Origin of the sequence: Streptomyces sp. NPDC059828 (assembly GCF_042731955.1) — a bacterium.
In the GTDB taxonomy this organism is placed as follows: domain Bacteria; phylum Actinomycetota; class Actinomycetes; order Streptomycetales; family Streptomycetaceae; genus Streptomyces.
In genome coordinates this window covers 58004-77753 of sequence record NZ_JBHWIW010000008.1, presented here as the reverse complement: position 1 = coordinate 77753, position 19750 = coordinate 58004, and the positions used below count along the sequence as shown (strand labels likewise).

The 19750-nt window shown below is 68.5% G+C and carries 17 protein-coding genes and 2 pseudogenes; 6 read left to right on the top strand and 13 right to left on the bottom strand.

All coding sequences use genetic code 11. The features are described 5' to 3' along the window. Window positions 1-173: 173 nt before the first annotated feature. Window positions 174-1538 (top strand): hypothetical protein, encoded by a 1365-nt coding sequence (locus ACFV6V_RS07380; protein WP_385560413.1) that lies wholly within the window; start codon window positions 174-176, stop codon window positions 1536-1538. Window positions 1539-1768: 230 nt separating this feature from the next. Here ACFV6V_RS07380 and ACFV6V_RS07375 read toward each other — a convergent pair whose 3' ends face one another. Both ACFV6V_RS07375 and ACFV6V_RS07370 read right to left on the bottom strand, forming a co-directional pair. Then, on the bottom strand, window positions 1769-2449 hold the full coding sequence (locus ACFV6V_RS07375; protein WP_385560410.1) for a hypothetical protein: 681 nt from the start codon (window positions 2447-2449) through the stop codon (window positions 1769-1771). 532 nt (window positions 2450-2981) lie between these two features. Further along, entirely contained in the window at window positions 2982-3575 is a 594-nt protein-coding gene (locus tag ACFV6V_RS07370; RefSeq protein WP_385560407.1) for an MBL fold metallo-hydrolase, read from the bottom strand. Window positions 3576-3705: 130 nt separating this feature from the next. On the opposite strand from ACFV6V_RS07370, the gene ACFV6V_RS07365 reads away from it, so the two are divergent. Further along, window positions 3706-4614: a GlxA family transcriptional regulator gene (locus tag ACFV6V_RS07365; RefSeq protein WP_385560623.1), complete on the top strand. Its 909-nt coding sequence runs from the start codon at window positions 3706-3708 to the stop codon at window positions 4612-4614. Window positions 4615-4917: 303 nt separating this feature from the next. Here the strand turns inward: ACFV6V_RS07365 and ACFV6V_RS07360 are convergent, their stop codons facing one another. Further along, entirely contained in the window at window positions 4918-5520 is a 603-nt protein-coding gene (locus tag ACFV6V_RS07360) for a TetR/AcrR family transcriptional regulator (protein ID WP_385560404.1), read from the bottom strand. A gap of 91 nt (window positions 5521-5611) precedes the next feature. Between ACFV6V_RS07360 and ACFV6V_RS07355 the strand changes: the two genes are divergently transcribed. Next, window positions 5612-6832 (top strand): alpha/beta hydrolase family protein, encoded by a 1221-nt coding sequence (locus ACFV6V_RS07355; protein ID WP_385560400.1) that lies wholly within the window; start codon window positions 5612-5614, stop codon window positions 6830-6832. A gap of 81 nt (window positions 6833-6913) precedes the next feature. Continuing rightward, entirely contained in the window at window positions 6914-7306 is a 393-nt protein-coding gene (locus ACFV6V_RS07350; protein WP_385560397.1) for a nuclear transport factor 2 family protein, read from the top strand. A gap of 360 nt (window positions 7307-7666) precedes the next feature. Here ACFV6V_RS07350 and ACFV6V_RS07345 read toward each other — a convergent pair whose 3' ends face one another. Then, window positions 7667-8872, bottom strand: coding sequence for a PP2C family protein-serine/threonine phosphatase (locus ACFV6V_RS07345; RefSeq protein WP_385560394.1), 1206 nt, complete (start codon window positions 8870-8872; stop codon window positions 7667-7669). Window positions 8873-9561: 689 nt separating this feature from the next. Here ACFV6V_RS07345 and ACFV6V_RS07340 point away from each other — a divergent pair. Beyond that, window positions 9562-10605 carry a YihY/virulence factor BrkB family protein gene (locus ACFV6V_RS07340; RefSeq protein WP_385560391.1) on the top strand — a complete coding sequence of 348 codons (1044 nt, stop codon included), beginning with the start codon at window positions 9562-9564 and terminating at the stop codon, window positions 10603-10605. 363 nt (window positions 10606-10968) lie between these two features. Here the strand turns inward: ACFV6V_RS07340 and ACFV6V_RS07335 are convergent, their stop codons facing one another. The 5 genes and pseudogenes from ACFV6V_RS07335 to ACFV6V_RS07315 form a co-directional block, all read right to left on the bottom strand. Beyond that, window positions 10969-11196 carry a hypothetical protein gene (locus ACFV6V_RS07335; RefSeq protein ID WP_385560388.1) on the bottom strand — a complete coding sequence of 76 codons (228 nt, stop codon included), beginning with the start codon at window positions 11194-11196 and terminating at the stop codon, window positions 10969-10971. 266 nt (window positions 11197-11462) lie between these two features. Next, window positions 11463-11651 (bottom strand): DUF6381 family protein, encoded by a 189-nt coding sequence (locus ACFV6V_RS07330; RefSeq protein WP_385560385.1) that lies wholly within the window; start codon window positions 11649-11651, stop codon window positions 11463-11465. A gap of 600 nt (window positions 11652-12251) precedes the next feature. Continuing rightward, a complete protein-coding gene (locus ACFV6V_RS07325) occupies window positions 12252-12911 on the bottom strand; it encodes an HAD family hydrolase (RefSeq protein ID WP_385560383.1) in 660 nt (219 codons plus the stop codon). Between the two features lie 303 nt (window positions 12912-13214). Beyond that, window positions 13215-13568: a VOC family protein gene (locus ACFV6V_RS07320; protein ID WP_385560380.1), complete on the bottom strand. Its 354-nt coding sequence runs from the start codon at window positions 13566-13568 to the stop codon at window positions 13215-13217. A 435-nt stretch (window positions 13569-14003) separates the two neighbouring features. Then, a pseudogene (locus tag ACFV6V_RS07315) lies at window positions 14004-15133 on the bottom strand (thiamine pyrophosphate-dependent enzyme); the annotation flags it as partial. Between the two features lie 374 nt (window positions 15134-15507). Between ACFV6V_RS07315 and ACFV6V_RS07310 the strand changes: the two are divergent. Then, window positions 15508-16053: pseudogene (locus ACFV6V_RS07310) on the top strand (hemerythrin domain-containing protein); the annotation flags it as partial. A gap of 76 nt (window positions 16054-16129) precedes the next feature. Here ACFV6V_RS07310 and ACFV6V_RS07305 read toward each other — a convergent pair. From ACFV6V_RS07305 to ACFV6V_RS07290, 4 genes are all read right to left on the bottom strand, one after another. Then, a complete protein-coding gene (locus ACFV6V_RS07305; protein WP_385560377.1) occupies window positions 16130-16504 on the bottom strand; it encodes a DUF6479 family protein in 375 nt (124 codons plus the stop codon). Window positions 16505-16751: 247 nt separating this feature from the next. Next, entirely contained in the window at window positions 16752-17066 is a 315-nt protein-coding gene (locus ACFV6V_RS07300) for an STAS domain-containing protein (protein WP_385560374.1), read from the bottom strand. Window positions 17067-17389: 323 nt separating this feature from the next. Then, complete coding sequence (locus tag ACFV6V_RS07295) at window positions 17390-17791, bottom strand: ATP-binding protein (RefSeq protein WP_385560371.1); 402 nt, start codon at window positions 17789-17791, stop codon at window positions 17390-17392. Between the two features lie 133 nt (window positions 17792-17924). After that, window positions 17925-19469, bottom strand: a complete 1545-nt coding sequence (locus ACFV6V_RS07290) for a peptidoglycan-binding protein (RefSeq protein ID WP_385560369.1) — start codon at window positions 19467-19469, stop codon at window positions 17925-17927. Window positions 19470-19750: the final 281 nt, after the last annotated feature.

Here is a 19750-nt window from a genome sequence, read left to right as displayed (position 1 = left end):
CTCGTCTCCCTCAGTACGTCGTCCGCGTCACCCGCAACTCACCGCTGGATCAAACCGCGTCCAGCCCCCCATGACGTGCCCCCTTCTCGCCCCACCCAGCAGCGGGTCCACGAGCACGAGCCGAAGAGCAAGAAGCACGCACAGCCGCACGAAGCGAAAGGCAACCAAAGCGTATGAGTCCGATCCAAGAGGTCAGTCGGCAAAAGCCCTCAGGACACCCGTGGTTCGGCCAGCACCGGCTGGCGCCGCCCGCGGCACCGGCGCACACGATCCGGGACATGCTGCGTACCGAGATTCGGGACACCGGCTGCCACAGCCAGTCACTGCTGCCCGCTGCGCCGATTGCGCTGCCACGCGCGTCCTACGCCGAGTTGTTCCGGGTCAGCAACGCAATGCTCGACCTGGTGCGGCGCACCGCTCTGGAGACCGCCCCCACCACCGCAGGCAGGCTCGCGGCGTATCGGATGCCGGCGAACGAGCACCAGCTCTTCCTGAACGACCAGTTCCTCGAGGAGCGGTTCGCGACCTGTGTGGCCCGACCGGACATCGTCATCGGCCCGAGCGGGCCGCAGTTCCTGGAGTTCAACGTCAGCGGCGGACTCGGAGGGCCGGTGGAGGCGCACTGCCGCCTGGAGACGTGGCGCAAGCTCTACGCCGACGACCAGGGCCGGCTGCCTTTCGGCTACCAGGAGCCGTTCGCCGTCCGTACCCGGATGTTCCGAGACCTGAGCGAGGAGCTCGGCGTGGCCCCCCGGGTGGCCCTGCTGGGCAGCGCACGCGACCAAGGCGGGTTCACCCGGTACTTCCGGATGCAGGAGGACTACCTCAACAGCCATGGCCTGACCGCGCACTTCTTCGAACCCGAGGAATTGCACCAGGCCTGGGACTGCCCGCCCCATCTGCGCTACCCGCTGGGCCTGAGGGACTTCACCATCCCGGACTGGGCCGGGCTCGGCATCGACACCGCACCGGTCCAGGCCGCACTGGACGGCGGCTGCCTGCTGGTCGGCACCCAGACCTCCACCTTCCTGTCCAGCAAGCTGACCATGGGCATGCTCTCCGAGGGGCGGCCCTGGATGAGCGCCGCCGAACGCACCTTGGTCGACACCTACCTACCGTGGACCCGGATCCTCTCCCACCGGTGGACGACCCGGGACGGGAAGAAGGTGGACCTCGTCCGCTTCGCGGTGGACAACCGCGAGTCGCTCGTGCTCAAGGAGAGCATCGGTATGAGCGGGGAACAGGTCGTCATCGGCAGGGACACCGCCCAGGCGGAATGGGAGTCAGCCGTCACCAGCGCTGCCTCGACCGGCACCAGTGTGGTGCAGGAATTCGTGGCTGCGCGCACCTGCGAGGTGGCCATGATCGCCGATGGCGCGGACGAGCCGCAGCTCGCCCACGTCGCACCAGTGCTCGCGCCGTTGTTGTTCGGTGGCCGTCCGGCAGGCGTGGTCTCCAGGTTCTTCGGCGACGGCACTGCCGGGATCGTCAGCGTGCTGGGCCACCACAGCTCCTACGACTGCGTGGTGGCCATTTAGCGGTGGACCGGTGCCTGCTGTGACGGTCGGGCGGCTTCTGGTGGGATGTGGTCACGTCGTTGTCAGTCGCTGGTGCGTGCTTGGCGTTGTCGGCGTCGACGTCGGCGCGCCGCACCGCGGGAAGAGCGCATCCCTCTCTGGCGCGGCAGGCCGGCGGACAGGTCGTGGACAGGATTGATCGATGGCCCAGCAGGTGACGAGGCGCCGTCGTGTCCGCAGGTCCGGGACGGTCAGGCGTCGCCGATCATCGGGAGCGCTCCCGGCTGGTTCGCCAGTCCGGCGATGAGGTGGTGCCAGGCCTCGGCCTGCTCCCGGTCGTGCGCGGAGCGGTCAGCGAGGAACCCGCTCCATGTCCCCACCGGTACCGGGATCGAGTCGACGACGGTCCCGGGGCTGCGCAGGGGCGCGAGCAGAGCCCGCTCGATCACGTCGCGGTGTGACTGCGGCGCGCGACCCGACATGGGTGTGCCCCGTTCGCCGAACACGCTCAGCTCCGGCGCCAGAGCCTCCGCCTGCCGCCAGGTGTCTTCGGACCAGGGGCCGAGGCCGAGCGTGGCATCGAGCACCCGGCGTACCCGGTGCCCGGCAGCTGCGTTGATGGCCGCGGTCAGTGCGTCCCACCGCTGCTTTCTGGAGAGGCCCACCCCTCGGTGGGGGTTCCGGCCGACGGTGATCGGTATCCGCAGAGTCGGCGACCGGGCGAGGTAGAGGTCGAACCGGCGCCGCTCCCCTTCCCCGCCCAGCCAGACCAACTCGGCGCCCAGCACGCGCGCCATCGAATACGCGACAGGCGGACGCCACCGCAGCCCGGGCAGGTGTCGGCGGCAGACGGTGACCGTCGTGCCGTCGAAGCTCACCCGCGCCCGCGGTGTGGCGACGGACGACATCGGCCATTGAAGCGCTTCCGCCATCTCTCCCCCAGCATCAACCGTCGCCACGACAACGGCACCATTGTCCCCGGCCCGGCAATCGCGCGCAGCCAGAAGCCGCGTGGGCGGTGCCGATGGCGCCCAGTGGCCCTCACTGGACGGGGCGCTCCTCACCGATGCCAAGGGGCCGCGGCCGACTTGGCGGTCATCGGCCCCCCTCTGGGGCGAGGTGCCCCGCGGATGGTCCGCGAGCGACACGTCTACGCCCTTGTGCCCGGCTTCTCACGGACCTGACCACCCGGGGCATCGGCTTCGGGCACGCCCGCGAGGCATGCCACAACTGACGGGCGGCCCAGGTGGCACCTCCCGCTGCTCATCCGCCACCAGGCGGGGACGGACCCATGCCTCTCGGCCGTCCTCAAGGGGGCATTGGCCCCGGAAGCGGCGAGGCGGATGCACAGGGGGCCTCTTGCCGGGCTCCGTGCACGCCGTCGCCGTAACCCCATCGATTCCCTCGTTCGAAAATCAGCGGGTGCACCGGCAGCGCGTCCGCCCGTCGCGCGCCCGCGTCCGGCTAGCGTGGCGTGGTGTCGTCGGCCTTGAACGGGCCGCCGTGGCCGGGCACGATCAGGTCCGCGGCTGTCAGCACCCGGAGCCGGGAGGCACGCAACACCTCACGGTCGGGGGCGACCGGATCGTCCGCCGGGCCGTCCGCGTGCCACCACAGGTCACCGGCGAAGGCGACCACGCCCGAATCCGTGCCCGCCAGCAGGGTGATGTCCTCGGCGCTGTGGCCCGGGGTGCGGATCAGCCTGAGCGACGGAGTGAGTTCGTAGCCCTCCGCGTCCCGGTTCCTCCACTGATCGCCGCGGTACTCCACCTTGTGATCGTGCACCCGGGCCCGTCCGAACAGGCCCACGTTCATGGTGTTGTCCGGGTGGTGGTGGCTGAGCACGACGTCGGTGATGTCGTTGGGACCGAGCCCCAACTCGGCGAGCGGGGCGAGGATACGGTCACGGCTCGCCACCATGCCCGGGTCGAAGATCACATGCCGGTCGGCGTCGGATATGTACGAGACGGTGGCGGCGACTCCGGGGCCGGTGGAGCCGACGTAGCCGGTGGTCAGGATCGTGTACACGGCGCTGCGGCCGAGCGGTGCGTCTGTCATGGCCTCAATCCTTCCGCGCAGGCCGGTCGTTCACGAGTGGCACAGATGCCACTGATCGCAGGTTTAGTGCCACACTGCGCAGGTGCCACCCTTCATCTCCGTCGCCGCGTACGCCCCGCCCGGAGTCGGCATGCTCGCCGTCGGTATCGTCGCCGAGGTCTTCGGCCCCCACGGCGAGACACTGCCCGGCTTCGACTTCGCGCTGTGCACCGACCGGCCCGGGCCGGTCCCCACCGACCTCGGGGTGCCGCTCACCATCACGCACGGCTTGGAGCGGCTCGCCTCGGCCGATCTGGTGATCGCCCTGCCATGGGCCGGCTTCCGCACACCACCCGCTCCCGCCGTACTCGATGCACTGTCGACCGCACACGAGCGCGGCTCACTGGTCGCGGCCCACTGCGTCGGTGCATTCGCGCTCGCCGCCGCCGGACTGCTCGACGATCGGCGAGCCACCACCCACTGGCGGTTCGCCGAACTCCTCGCCCGCCGCCACCCCAAGGTCACCGTCGAACCCGACGCCCTCTACATCGACGAAGGACGCATCATCACGGGCGCCGGAGCCGCCGCGGGCTTCGATCTCTGCCTGCACCTGTTGAGGCGGGAATACGGAGCCGCGATGGCCAACGCCGTTGCCCGGGACGTAGTCCTGCCCTCCCACCGCGACGGCGGGCAGGCACAGTACCTGGCCGCCCCCGTCCCCGAAGGCTGCGCCGACGAGCGTCTCGCCGAGGTACTCGCGTGGGCCCGCCAGAACCTCCACGAACCGCTTCCCGTCGCGGAATTGGCCCGGCGTGCCCTGACGAGCAAACGCTCCTTCACCCGCCGCTTCACCGCCGCGACCGGCACCACCCCCCACGCCTGGCTGCGGAGCCTGCGCCTGAGCAGAGCCGAAGAACTCCTGGAGACCACGGACCTGCCCATCGAGGAGATCGCCCACCGCGTCGGATACGGAAGCGCGGCCGTCCTGCGAGAACAGTTCGTCCGCCGCCGGGGAGTGCCACCCCGCTCCTACCGGCGCTCCTTCACCAACACGCCGTAACGAACCAGACGAGCCGGCACCGCTTCGGGCAAGGCCGCCTCCCACTCTCCCCGGGCACCTGCCACCGCATGCGCTGCGGAACCTTCTCGGTTCTCGAAACCGTACATCCGGCTCGTGGCCAGGGTAAATGCCAACCCTCGGGGATGACGCCGCCGGGGCCGCCAAGTGAGGCCCCGTACCGATGCCCGGTGCATTGACCCGCAGCTTTGTTCACGCGGGTGATCGGTGACCTGCCATCAGAACACTGGGACCTGCGGACAGGCTGTCCGGGACCCGGATTCACCGGATTCAGGTGACCCGTGCTCAGGCCGTCGCCGCGTTGCCCGCGTTGCCCGCGTTGCCGAGCAGCCGTTCCACCAGGAGTTCCGCGTAGCCGGTGGCCGGGGGGTCGATGCCGAAGATCGCTCGTAGATACAGCGGTGCGATGAGCTGGTCGAGGATCCGTTCGAGAGGCGGGGGGTTTTCACCGCGGGACGCGGCCCGCTCGCGGATGCGCTCGATGGCGTGGATTCGGCGTTCGAAGTGCTGAGCGCGCTCCTCCTGAGCCTGGGCACTGCCCGGCATCGACAGGGCGACCGCCCTCACGAGGAGCCGGCCTTCGGGCTTTCGGATGCTCGCGACCCCTGCTTCCGCCCATGCGGTGAGGTCGCCGCGCAGGGTGCCGGTGTCCACCAGTGGCCAGTCCCGCTCGAGTCGGGTGATGACCACGTCGGCCAGGAGTGCCTCACGACTGCCCCAGCGCCGGTAGACGCTGGTGTGGTTCACGCCGGCGCGTTGCGCGATCGCGGGGATGGTGAGGTCCGCGCCCTCGGGGTCGGACAGCAGGTCGATGACCGCCTGATGGACGGCTGCGCGGACCTCTTCGGGGCGTCGGCGGGTGCGCGGGGTCGGCTCGTTCGGGCTCATACCCCCATCGTAAGCACAAATATTTGCTTCACGATGCCCTGGTCGTCTACAGTCCATCCGTACGCACAGATCTGTGCTTAAGGAGAGTGTGATGAAGCAGCTGCTTTTCCCCGACAACCCCCAGTTCTGGTACGAGACCCTGCGGTCGATGAGCCACATCGCCTACGGCGGCGCCGACTTCGGCGAGGTGGTGTCCACGAGCGAGCGGATCGTCGAGGGCGACTACGACAGCTGGCACGACGAGTGGCTTGCCACCGCCGACCGCGTGGCCGGCGAGGCCCAGAAGGCCCTGGACGCCGGTCACACGGTCAGCGCCCGGGACGGGTTCCTGCGCGCATCGAACTACTACCGGTCGGCCGAGTTCTTCCTGCACGGCCACCCGTGCGACCCTCGCCACGACCACGCCTACGACCGCAGCGTGGCCTGCTTCCAGGCCGCCGCCGCGCTGCACACCCCGCGCATCGAACCGGTCCGCATCCCGTACGAGGACACCACCCTGCCCGGCTACCTCTACCGGGCCGACACCACCGGCACGCCCAGGCCGACGCTGATCATGCACAGCGGCTTCGACGGCACCGCCGAAGAACTCCACTTCAGCGGCGCCCTGGCGGCCGTCGAACGCGGCTACACCGTGCTGACCTTCGACGGCCCCGGACAGCCCGGACCACGCCACCACCAGGGCCTGGTCTTCCGTCCCGACTGGGAGAACGTCATCACCCCCGTCGTCGACTTCGCGGAAAGCCTGCCTGAGGTCGACAACAGCCGCATCGCCCTGCTCGGCTCCAGCATGGGTGGCGTCCTCGCCCCCAGAGCCGCCGCCTTCGAACACCGCCTCGCCGCACTCGTGGCCGTCGACGGCGTCTACGACCTCGGCTCGATAGCCACCCGGAACATCCCCGGCGACCGCGAAGAGGCCGAACGGCTCCTGCACGCGGACTCCGCCCCCGAACTCGACGCCCGCTTCGAACAGATCATGGCCCAGGACGCGACCGCACGGTGGGCCATCAACCACGGCATGTACGTCATGGGCGTCGACACACCCCGCGCCTTCAGCGCCTCCTACCTCGACTACACCGTCCAGGACGGCATCGCCGAACGCATCCAGTGCCCCACCCTCGTCTGCGACGCCGCGGAGGACGAATTCTTCAAGGGCCAGCCCGAACAGCTCTACAACCACCTCACCTGCCCCAGGACTCTGATGCTGTTCACCGCGGAGGAAGGAGCCGGTGCTCACTGCCACCCCGGCGCCATGCGCCTCTCCCTCGCCCGCGTCTTCGACTGGCTCGACAACACGTTCGCCATCACCCGCTGAGGAAGCCGGACATCACCGGCGAACTCCGATCAATGCCCCATCCGGTCCTCCCGGATCACCTCACCTCCCCAAGGAGACCCGATGACCCGCACCGGCATCGAAGCCGCCCTCAACGACCTGCTCTTCAACCACGACATCACGCTGGCCGAGGCCGCAGACCGCCACTTCACCCCCGACTACCGCCAGCGCACGGACGGCCAGTGGGCCGACCGCATCGAGTTCCTCGACCACATCGCCCACCTGCGCACGCTCGTCGCCGATGGCGAGGTCGAAGTCCACGACGAGCTCTACGACGGCGACAAATACGCCGACCGCCACACCTGCCACATCACCAAGAAGGACGGCTCCACCGTCACCATGGAGGTCTACGTCTTCGCCGACCTTGCGCCCGACGGACGCTTCGACCGCATCGAGGAGACCACCCTGATGCTCAAGGGCTCGGACGCAGACCGCAACATCGGCAGCGCCCGCTGAGCAACCGAGCCACGAGGACGGCACGCTCCGCCAGCGGATCAGCATCACCCGGCGAGCGATCCGGCCAGGTCCTCGGATGCGGATCCCCCGATGGACTTCACCCACGCGGGATCCGCAGCCACGATGGGCATTTCGCGACCTCCCACTCACAAGTGGCTGCGCCGCAGTCGCTGGGTACCCGCCGCGGCGGGGAGCGCGTCAGTCCCACGCGCCGCCCGCTTGCGGGGGCGTACAAACAGTTGCTGTGTCTGCGCCACGACGCCACCGAGCGGAGATGGCCTCCTCGCCTGCACGCCATGACTCCGGACAGCCAGGCGTCACAGGCCGGAGACTGCCCCGCCTCCAGGGCTCGTCACACGGTCAGCGGGTTTCGTCGGCTCCGGCGTGCGTGTGACGGCCGCCTGTGTCTGTTCCGTGCCAGTCCAGGCACAGGACACTGGCGTCGTCATGGAGGTGGCCTTCGCAGGCGGTGGTCACCGCTGCGGTGAGGGCCTGCACGACCTCCCGCGGGTGCTCGGTGGCGGTGTCGCGGATGAGGGCGGGCAGATCGACGCCTTCTGCTTGGCGTTCCTGCATCCCATCGGTGTAGAGGACGAGGCGGTCCCCAGGTCGCAGGTCGAGAGGCTGGACGCGGAATGGCTCGGGTGAGGGGACTCCGAAGGGCAGGTGGACGTCCAAGCGGACCTCTTCCACGCTGCCGTCGCGCAGACACAGCGGCCAGAGGTGGCCGGCGTTGACCAGTTGCGCGCCACTGCCGTCCAGGGCGATACGCAGGAGCTGCCCGGTGGCCAGGGCGCCGTGGCTGTGGTCGAGAAGAACCTGGTGGATCCGGCGGGCCTGTTCTGCCAGGTCGCATCCGTCGCGGCGGGCACCACGGGAAGCGTTGACCAGAAGGGTGGCCAGGACCGCAGCATTCACGTCGTGTCCCATGGCGTCGGTGATGGACAAATGCAGAGTGTCGTACTCAAGGGTGTAGTCGTACGTGTCGCCGGCGATGGAGGAGGCCGGTACCACGGCTCCGGCGAGAGTGAACTGGGCCGCCTCGCAGCATGGGGCGGAGGGCAGCAGCTGACTCTGGATCTCGGCCGCCAGTGTCAGCGGCGTCGTACGCCTGCCCCAGTGGTAGAGGTCGGTGAAGCGACGGCCGGCGATGACGATGTACGCCAGCGCATGCGCGGCTTCCTCGACCTGTTCCAGAACCTCCGCGTTCACGTGGGGAAGAGTCAGCTCCAGTACCCCAAGGGTGTCGCCCCGGTTCGTGACCGGGAGAACCACCCGCTGGCCCTGCCCTCCGTCCGTCGCCTGCACCAAGCGCTGGCTGCGCAGCACTTCCTCGTAGACGCTGCCGGCCAGGGGGATCTGATCGGCATGGAGGCCTCGCTGCGTGTCAGTTTCCTCGCTGACCCGCACCGCCTTCTGGCCGATGATGTCGACGAACAGGAACGAGACGTAGCGGGCGCCGAACCGGTGACGCAGATTACGCGCGACCACATCCAGGAACTCCACCGGCGCCGCGTCCTCGGCCGCAGAAAGAACCTCGGCCAGCCCGCTCCACTGTCGCTCCACACCAGCCTCCCGGAAGTCTCACCACTCCCGAGGTTCCCGCAGCCACGGCCGAACGCAACGCGGCACGGCCGATCCCCCTTCTCCCGATCGGCCATCCGGGACGTCGGACAACGACCCGGGGTGCGGCTGCGCAGCTCCACGCAATCGGTGAGGCCGCTCGGCGATCGTCCCCGGAACCCGGCCTGAGCAGGCAAGCGCCGACAAGGTGTCCAGCTCCCGCCGCAAGCGCTGCTCCCTGCGGAGAGGCCATGATCAAGCACGATGCCCGAGCCGAAGGACCAGCGTGCCCACGGCCGGCTCCGCGGCGGACGCGCACGCCCGGACGCGCACGCCTCCAACTCCACCCGCAGCTCCCCCGCCTCATACAGCCAGCGAACGACCAGACATACCGCGACAGACCGGCGTGCAGCGGATCACTCGTGCTACCAGCGCGACCGCAGCGACCAGCCGCACCTTGCTTCGTTGCGCTGCCTTCTCCACCACCGAGAACGTCTGCGCCACCTGGTCGGTGTGCCGGCCGGCCTGGAGCATCGTGAGGGGACGATCCAGCCGCACGCGTGCGCCAGCCCCCCACCCGCCTCACATTCCGTTATCACGCGAACCTGGTCCGACATATCCGGTGCAGGGGCAAGACGGGAGAGCTCCCGTCGTGCGAAGAGTAAATCCCTCAGCCGGGGTATCCGCCTTTCATGGAGAAGCTGCATATTCCCGGACTTACCCGGCGGAGCGGCGCAGCGGAGGTACCGGCGCCCGAGCAGGCAGGTCCAGATCCTCGGGTCGAGCGGGCGGCACCCGACACTCCGGCCCAGCTGCCCAAAGGCGCATGGGGGCGAATACTGCGGGGAAGTCTGCGCGAATTCAAGAACGATGAGCTGACTGACCGGGCGGCGGCGCTGACGTACTACGGCGTGCTGTCGCTCTTCCCCGCTCTGCTCGTGTTGATCTCGTTGCTGGGCATGGCAGGTAGCTCGGCCGCCGACGAGGTGGTGAACACCCTCAGCCGGCTCGCACCGGGCACGGCCCGCGACGTCATCACCGGGGCCGTGGAGCAGCTGCGGGGAAGCGCCGGGGTGGGATCGCTGATGGCGGTGCTCGGTGTGGTGCTGGCGGTATGGGCGGCCTCTGGCTATGTCGCGGCGTTCATCCGCGCGGCGAACGCCGTCTACGACATGCCTGAAGGTCGCCCGGTATGGAAGCTTCTGCCGTTGCGAGTCGGTCTGACGGTCGTCCTCATGACTCTCGCCGTGATCAGCGCGCTGATCGTGGTCTTCACCGGCAGCATTGCCCGCCGAGCCGGGGACGCGCTCGGTTTCGGGGACACAGCACTGATGGTGTGGTCCATCGCGAAATGGCCCGTCCTGGTCATCCTGGCAACCGCAATGATCGCGATCCTGTACTGGGCGAGCCCGAATGCCAAGGTGAAGGGAATTCGCTGGATCACCCCGGGCAGTTTCCTGGCCCTGATGATCTGGATGACGGCTTCGGCCGGCTTCGCTGTCTACGTCGCGAACTTCGGCTCCTACAACAAGACGTACGGCACTATGGCTGGAATCATCGTCTTCCTGATCTGGTTGTGGATCAGCAACCTGGCCATCCTCCTCGGCCTGGAGTTCGATGCCGAGGCTGTACGACAACGGGCCATCGCCGGCGGGCACCCGCCCGGCGTCGAGCCGTATACACAACCCCGGGACACCCGGACCTGGGACGAGGAAGACTCGCCGCTTCGCCCCTGAACGCTTATGGACCGCTCGCCCGTCGCTGGACGCGTGGCGGCGGGGCGCTGTCCTGCCGGGCACCACCATGGCCTGCGGCGAACGGCGAAGGCCGCTGGCCTCTCGTCAGACTGCCGAAGATCAGCACCAACGGTGAGATCGGCACGGTCCCCAACGACACGAGCAGGCGCTCGCCACCGGGCTCGGCTCCGGGGGAACAATGAACGATGAGCTTGGTTGCTGTGCTGTGGGCCGTGACCCGGCGCGGTTCCGGAGGCACCGCCGGGAACGTCGATGAGCGCGGGCCGGGTTCGCACACGGCGTTGCGCCATGGTTCGCTGGCGTTGGCCGGGCCGTCTGACCTGGAGCTGCTCACCGGGCCCATCAGGATTGGCTGCCCAGGGAGTGCACGGAACGGCCGGACCATAGCGCAGCCTGCGCGATCTGATCCTGCGTGAGTCCGGTCTTCAGGGCGAGCGCATACAGGCTCAGGCCCTGCGGGTGAGCGGCGAGAACGCGGTCGATCTTGCCCGCCCACAGCTCCGCCTCCAGGAAAGGGCGGGCGCCTGCCGTCTTCACGAGCTCGGCGAGGTGCTCGGGTGAGCAGGCCACAAGCGGTCTGTCTCCATCGCGGTGGGGATCGTCGGGATCGATGAACGACGCGTCCGGGACGTGCGTGCACAGCGCCTCGCCCTCGACGATGAGGGCGTAACACTGATCACACCGCTGCGGTGGAACGGTTGCGGTTCATTTCACCTGCCAGCCGGCCCGGCGACGCCGAAGCGCGGGGGTGTGTGGGCTGATGCCGCGGCACCAGCCCACACACCTGCCGGGCTCCGTCGATCAGGAGCCCATGCGCTGCGTTCGAGGACCGACGGTCACATAGGACCGAGGTCGTCTCCGCCGGCGTTGCCGCGCTGCTGAATCTGCTCGCGAAGCTGACGGGCCTTGTCCTTCAGCCGCTCGCGCTCCTGGGGGTCCTGGGCACGTTCGGCGGCTTGCTCCATCTCCTTGACCTTCTGCCGCATCTGCTGACTCGGGTCGCGAGGCTCACCTGAAACGCTCATGATCACTCCTTCGTGATAGGGGAGAGCGGGCGTCCTCAGCGAAGCACCGCGCGCCGCCGCTCGCATGCCGTGCCAGAACGCGCTCCTAGGGGGCGACCGGGGTCCAGCCAGCAAAAACCCAGCACCGGCCGTACCCATGGCAGACGGCTGGATGGGTGAATAGCCGCCCGCACCGGCGTTGAGGGAGCGCGCTCCCCTTGGTGCGGCACGGCACTACGGCGGGACGTCGTCGGCGGCGAAGCCAGCACCGACCCGGGATGCCCGGCCAACGTGGCGTCATCGGCTGTGGTCAACGGCGGTGGTCGCCGGCTCGGCGACCACCGAAGGCCGCGACCGGCACGAAGTCCAAGGCCGACGGCCTCGGCGCGCAGCTGGTGAGCGGGCGGCCAAAGGCAGGTCGCGGTGTTCGCCGTAGGGCCCGGCAGGCCGTGCGCGGGTGGGCCGCGATGCCGGTGACGGCCGTGACGATCCCCCGCGGTGTCGCGGACCCGATGCTTCAGCCAACCCGTGGCCGGGCTGGTAGGTCCGGGTTCATCCCCTCGCGACGAGATACCACCGCCTCCGTCCGCGCCCCGAGACGATGCGTCACGCGCGGCACTCTTACGCCCCGAGCAGGCTGGAGTCCAGGTGCTTCAGGAGGCCTGCCGGATCGTCATAGACGGCAGCTGCTCCGGCTTCTTCGAGATCCGCGCGGGGAATGCCGCCCGACAGCAGCGCCACGGCTCTTACGCCGGCTGCGGAGGCCGCCTTCATGTCCCACACCGTGTCCCCTACAAAGACTGCCTCGGCAGCGGGCACTCCGACGATTTCAAGCGCTTGGTGTACCGGTTCTGGTCCGGGCTTGCCGGCCTCGACGTCATCGGCCGAGGCCACACCGGCGATGACCTCATCCGCGTCGATGGCTCGCCGCAGCGCCTTGAGTTCCGCTCCCCCGGCCGAGGTGGCCAGCACGATACGACAGCCGCGGCCTGCGAGGGTCCGCAGGAGGTCTTGGGCTCCGTCGAGAGCGGGGAGTCGGTCGAACCATGTGCCGTACAACGTGTCGTGCGCGGCCGCGAGGGCCTCGTCCTCGTCGCTGTCGCGTTCGTCGCCCAGCAGATGGGCTACGAGATCGGCCGCGCTGAGTCCGATCGCCCGATGGATCTGCCGCATCGCCACCCCGTGCCCGGCTTGCCTGAATGCCTCCCACCAGGCGACGACGTGAAGGTGGTTGGTGTCGGTCAGGGTGCCGTCAACGTCGAACAGGACCGCGCGTGGCATGGGCGTCGCCTTTCGAGTGGAGAGGTGAATTCACGGCGAGAAGATGTCGTCACAGTGTCGCGCCCGCGTCAGCAACCGTGCTGAGGCCTGATCTGACGCTGCGGTCGCCTCAGCGGCGCTGGCGACGCCCAGAGACGCCAAGGCGCGCCCGTCGCGGCGCAATTTCGATGACAAGCCGCCGACGGTGTTCCCATGAGAGCCCAGCAGGCGAGACATGGCGACGGCCTGACTCGGGCCTGACTGAGGTTCAGACCTCAACGTCCCGGTCGGACACCAGCATGCACTCCCTGTCTGATGACATGGTCAGGCTGGCTGCCACAGCTCAAGTCGATTGCCCTCGGGATCGATGACCCAACCGAATCGACCGACACCCTCCATGTCCTGGGTCTCTTCGGCCACCGCCGCTCCGTTGGCACGCAACTGCGTGAGCATCGCATCCAGGTCGCGGACTCGGAAGTTGAGCATGGTCTGCTGGGCCCGGGACCCGAAGTAGTCGGTCTCGGACTCGAACGTCGCGAACACGGTCATCCCGGCTTCCGGACGCCACAGGCCGTTCTCATCAGCGTCAAGGCCAAGACAATCGCGATACCACGCACTCAAGGCCACCGGGTCGGCGGCCCGGATGAAGTATCCCCCGATTCCCAGCACACGTTCCATGTCCCCATCTTGCCAGGCCGCCGATCGGGCCGGCTGGCACAACACCCTGCCGCTTCACACCCCTCTCTCCATCGTGGGGCGCTCGTGAGCGAAAGACCGGAGACCCTGCCAGAGGTGCTCCGGCGAGGTGGGCAAGCACGGATGCCATCCGCGTCGCCCTCCACGGGTTGGCCTGAAGTGCTGCCGCCCGCGCGGCACCCCCTCCCTGTCCCTCGCTCGCGCCCAGCATCTTCCAGACGGGAGGGCGTCTTCGGCCTGGCGTCTCCTGGGTTCGCGGGGCGATGCCCCCACTACAAGCGCATAGGAGAAGTGGGCTGCCGTGCCTTGCCGTGAGAGCGCTGCGTGCTCAAAGGCCGGTCCGGCAGCCCCTGTCCCTGATCAGTCGTGGCGATGTCGGCGGCCCGGGAGCATTTCCTGCACCTTGGCCTTGAAACCCTACTTGATCACTGCGGTTCGATCGCTGTCACCCTTGAGTATCGACGCGTCGCGGCCTCGATTTGGTCAAGCGAGGTATGAGGCGGGATCGGTGGGACCGCGGGTCCGTGCGGAAGTCGATGACGAAGCGCCGGGTTGCAGCGAGGGCCTGGTCCCATGCACTCCCGACTTGCTCGGGCTTGTCCACCCGGACGCCCTGGAGCCCGATGCGCTCGGCGATCTCCGCGTAGGGCAGGTCTGGGAGGCCCTGGGACTCCTCGAACCGGGGGGCACCGGACATCGCCCGCATCTCCCAAGTGACCTGATTGAGATCGCCGTTGTTCAGCACCGCCACGACCAAGCGGGGATCCTGCCACTGGGAGAAGTACTTGGGCGGTGACCATCTCCATCATGCCGTTCATCTGCATCGCTCCGTCGCCGACCAGGGCGATCGCCGGCCGGTCGGGATGGGCGAACTTCGCGCCGGTCGCGTACGGCACACCTGGGCCCATCGTGGCCAGTGTTCCGGACAGGGAGCCGCGCATCTCAGCGCGCAGGCGCAGGTGCCGGGCGTACCAGTCGGCGGCGGACCCCGAGTCCGCGGTGATGATGGCGTCCATCGGAATCCGTTCGTCGAGCGCGTGAATCACGTACTCGGGGTTGACGGGGTCGGCATCCACGGCGGCGCGTCGTTGCATGACCTCCCACCAGCGGGCGACATTCGCATCCACCTTGTCCCGCCACGACCGATCCTGTTTGCGATCCAGGTGTGTCAGGAGCCGCTTCAGGTCTCGCTCGCGTCGCCGACGAGATTCACCTCGAACGGGTATCGGAGCCCGATCATGTTCGCAGTCCTGCATCAGTTCGTAAGAAGGCCGTGTACCCAGCAGGCCGATGGCGCCCGTGACGTAGGGATGATCGTCCGGCAGAACGTCCTTGCCGAGCAAGGCCTTCGCCACACCAGCGCCGAGGACGTCGGCAAGCTGCTCGACTTCGGCGCGGGCTCCGCGTGCGCCTTGGCCGATGAGGACCGCGACCTTCCTACCGTCGTTGAGCACCTGCGCCGCCCGCTCGATCTCGTCGTCGGCAGGCACAGGTGCACAGCGTCCGACGCCCATGCTGGAGGGGACCATTTTGAAGGCGTGGGCCGGGGCCGCCGGCGCGCATGCCTCTCGGGGCACGGGTGGGCACGTCCCAAGCCCGTTCCCCACACGTGCACCAGAGCGCACGCCCCACCGAACCTCCTGGTGGACGCACGTCCCGGAGCCGGGCTGGGGGAAGCTGAACGGTTGTTTCACGACCCGCGTACAGCTCGGGGCTCGCGCTGCGGTTGCTCGACGCCGACGACCACTGCTGCCGCCCAGCCCCGCATCTGTCCAGATGGTGCAGTCCAGCCCTGCGAAGGCATGGCCGACCACCAAACGGGTGGGGTGCCGGGGATGGTGTAGGCGGTGGCGGGCGAGCAGGGAACCCATCGCCCAGCTGCCGGGCAATCCGACAGCAGTCGATGTGAGAGGAAGCCGGCATGGGACATGGCGGAAACGTGATCGAGGAGCTCGAGGCCGACCACCGTGAGGTGGAGGAGCTGTTCTCCCGGATCGAAGCGCTGCCGACCGGGGACATCGGGCTGCGTGGACTGGTGGATGAGGTCACGATCGAACTCGTGCGGCATTCGGTCGCAGAGGAGCAGTATCTCTATCCCGCCGTTCGCGAGCACGTCGAGGGTGGCGATGAGCTTGCGGACAAGGAGATCGCGGAGCACGCCGAGGCCGAGAAGCTCATGAAGAAGCTGGAACAGCTGAGGGTGGACGACGCGCAGTTCCATCCCACCCTGCAGAAGCTGATGGAGGGCGTCGACACGCACGTCCGCGATGAGGAGGGGCAGCTGTTCCCCCGACTGCGCCAGGCCTGTACGCCGGACGCGCTGGACGAACTGGGCGACAAGGTCCGCCGGGCCAAGGCCATGGCGCCCACCAGGCCGCACCCGTCCGCACCCGACACACCTCCTGCCAACAAACTGCTCGCACCAGGCGCGGGGCTGGTGGACCGCGTGCGCGACTTCGAGAATGGATCTGTACAGCGCCCGCGACCTGTTCACCGCACGCGAAACGTAAGCCCCCTGGGGAGATGGACGCGGCGGCCGGCGGTCAGCACCCAGGGCCGTCGTCGCGGAGCGATCCCCCCTCCCGGTCCTCGCTTTCAGGGTGGTCGACGCTCCCTGGGTGTGTGCTGTGGGACTTGAGCTGATGCGGGGTCAGGCGAGAGCCGTCGTCCGGGAATGCCTCGGTGTCCGGCTCCCGGTTCTCCTTGATGCGCGCACGCCTGTCAGGACGCCTGGGTTGCTCGGACGGCCTCGGCGGTCGTGGCTGCGTCCTGCGGCGGTGTATGGCCCAGGGGATGACACCGATGAGTACGGCTACGATCACGATTCCCGTGATGAGGGGGCCGATGCCGCCCAGGGCCGGGTTACTGGCGGCTTCGGCGATGAGCGGAACCTGGCTGACGATCAACGGGATGCACATCCCTCCAGCTCGTGCGGATGGTTGCCGGCCGGCCGTCGGCGGAACGCTCGACGCCTACAGGCCGTCTGCCCCGCTGGCTGTTGGATACACAAGCGGCCTTGTCGGGCAGGCTTCGCTCGGGACACGATTGCTCGGAGTAGGGCACGTCTTGTCGCCGAGCACGTTCAAGCCTCCATGGAGGCTCGCAGAAAGGCCATCTGACCTGCGGAAACAATGGAGTGGTTCAGTCAGGGTTCGTCATCGCGGCTCATACACGACCGGCGGGGAACAGTTCGTTGGCACCGGTGATTTCCAGGACTCTCTGGGCCTGCTGCTGCAGGCCGCACAACTCCAGGAGTCCACCCTCGGCCTGGGCACGTTGCCGTAGTCGCAGCAGCATGTTGAGGCTGCTGGAGTCCATGAAGGACACGCCGGACATGTCCACGGTGAGGGTGTTGTCGCGCAGAGCCAGGCGTTCGGTGGCCCGGGTGACATACGGGCAGGTGTCGATGTCGAGTTCGCCGGTGAGAGTCACCACGATCCGGTGGGGAAGCTGGCTGACGCTCACATCGAATTCACGCACGATCGGGACCGCCGTTCGGGACAGAGCCCATCACGGTCGGCTTCCCGGAGGGAAGGGGCCGTCAGGCGCGCGACATTGGTGCCGCGCACAGCCGAGCAAGACCACCCGTACCGTCCGACGGCCACAAGGTGACCGCACGGCGGCGCGGGGTACCCCACCAGACCAGGCTGGAAGCCCCTTCAGCGTGACACATCTCCGCCCTGCCCGGCCAGACCGCGTCCTCCTCGGCGCGGGTACGTAGCCTGCCGGACGACGCCGGTGGCCAGTTGGCGGCACCGCCTGGCCAGATCACGAGCGACGGCTGGCAGTCTCCTCCGTGCCCCCTACCAGCAAAGTCGCGCGTACACCCGCTTTCCCGGCCCGGGACCAGGCAACACCCGGGTCTCCTCAGCCACCGAGCTGACCACGGTCCACCCCCAGCCGCCTCGCACACCGGTCGGATCAGGAGCACGTCCCCGAGGGAAGAGAGGGTTCGCATCAGTGACTTCGATGGCCACCTCGGATGCGTCAGCCGACAGTCGCAGGCTGCACGGCCCCGCTGCATGGCGTCGCGCGTTGCTCACCAGTTCGCTCACGACAAGCTGGACAGCCTCTGTGAGCTGAGACCGCAGGCGGCGCCGGAACAGGCGCGCTGCGTCAGTCACGAACGCGAGAGCGTCCCGTCGGACCGCGGCGAGGGGCACGGCGTCGGACACATCGACATACCGAATCTTGGCACTGGCCATGGCACATCTCCCGAAGGCGTACACGTCACGGAAGGCTTCACTCATGCGGGTTCCCAGCAATCTGCCGCCTATTACGGGGCCGCGCTGCAGTTCTCAGCAACCCTCCTCGCCACTCGGCCGCTCTTGGCACCGGTCAGCCTCCTGGAACGGGCGGCGGCGGGAAGTCCTTGGCCGTCACGGTCCCCGCGGCGTACTGGTTCTTCACCCGGCCGGCGTGCAGCGCCGCGAAGGTCTCGGCGTTCGCCTTTCCGGTGACTGTGAGGCCCACGTCGCGCTGGTAGCGGCCGATCAGGTCCGAGAGTTGCTGCCCGGCCACGGCGTGCGAACGGTATTTGGGGGTGAGCAGGTAGATGCTGTCGCTCCGGGTGTACATGCCGACCCCGAAGGCGTTGTTGTCGTTGAACTCCTCGGTGTCGGCCCAGAGGACGGCGCTGGTCATCCAGAGCACGTCGGCGTTGTCCTGCCCTGGCTGGACGGAGGAGGTGTCCATACCGAAGTGGGCGAACTTCAACGCCGTCATCGTTGACCGTCCGAGGTTGCCCAGTCCGTCGCTGTTGACGGTCAGGCCGTCGTAGCGCTTGTCGTTGGCTTTCTGGAAGCACTTCAGCGCGGTCACGGTGGGCCGGTCCATCTTTCCCAGCGTGTACTGCGCGGTGAGCTTGCAGGGGTTGGAGTCGGTGAAGGTGGACAGCCGGGCCTGGGCGAACTGCACGTAGAGATTGGGTCCGTCGCCCGGCCGCCAGGGAAGCGGGCCGCGCGGGCCGTCGGATTCCTCCTTGGAGCCCCCACCGCCCCCGGACTCCGGCTTGGGCTGCCCGCCGCCCTTGGAATCGGTGGCAGGTGGTGACGCCGACGGGGACGGGGGCACCACCGGTGTGGACGGCGGAGGAGGCAGCGCTGCTGCCTTGGCCTCCTTGAGCCGCTCGGTCGCCATGCTCCGTACCTGCGGCTTGAAGGCGAACCACAGCGCGACGAAGGCGATGGCCAGGCCGAGGAGGATGGTGAGGAAGGTCGCCAGCCAGCGGGGCAGGAGTCCCTTCTGCACATAGGTCCCTTCCACCGCCATGGGTTCCTTGCCGGAACGCTGAACATCGAGGCTGAATGGCCGGTTCTCCTCGCGGCCGAACCAGGTGATCTGCCGCGGTCTGAGGGTGGCATTGACGAAGGCGGCCCGGCCCGGCTCGATCTGCACGTTGGCCGGGTATATGTCGTACGAGAGCTGGTCGCCGTTGTCGCTGCCGTTCACCGAAGCCGTCAGCTTGGTGTTGCCGATGTTGTCGATGGCGAGCTTCGGGCGGCCACGGAAGCGCCCCTTGACGGTACGCGGGACCAGTTCCGTCCGTACCTCGGTGAAGGGGGTGATGGTGAGGTTGCCCTCGGAGACTGTGGTCGCCTCCGGGTGCTCGGTGGGGACGATCTGGATGCCGTAGGGGTTGGGGCCCGCCGTGGCGTCGGGGGTACGAGGGGGCGCGAAGGTGAGTTCCACGGAGCCCGTGGTACCTGGATAGACGCGAAGCGTCGGCGGTGACACCGTGGCGTACGGAGCGATGTCACCGACCGGCAAGAACCGGTACTCGTCGACGACGTCGCCGGTGTTGCGCAGCCGCAACCGCACGGTGGCGGTGCCGCCCGGGTCCACGGTGGTGGAAGCGGGTTCCAGGGAAGTCCAAAGGCTCACAAGGGGACCGTACGAGTTGAGGCATCGCCAGGACACCAGGCTGCCGGGCATCAGCGCTGCCCGATCGTCCCCTTCTGCTGCCCTCCCGGTCCGAAGGCCGCCCTCGGGGCTGGGAAGGCTCCGGACCAGCCAGGAAGCTCTGCGGGCGGCGCGTGCCGAGCCGCGGGTCGGCGACTGCGGCATCCTGGGCGTCCGAGACGTGGTGGCACGGCGGAGGAGTCGCGACCCCAGGGGTGCCCGCGAGGGCAGTCGGCTGTGCCCCGTATCAGGCACGGAAGGTC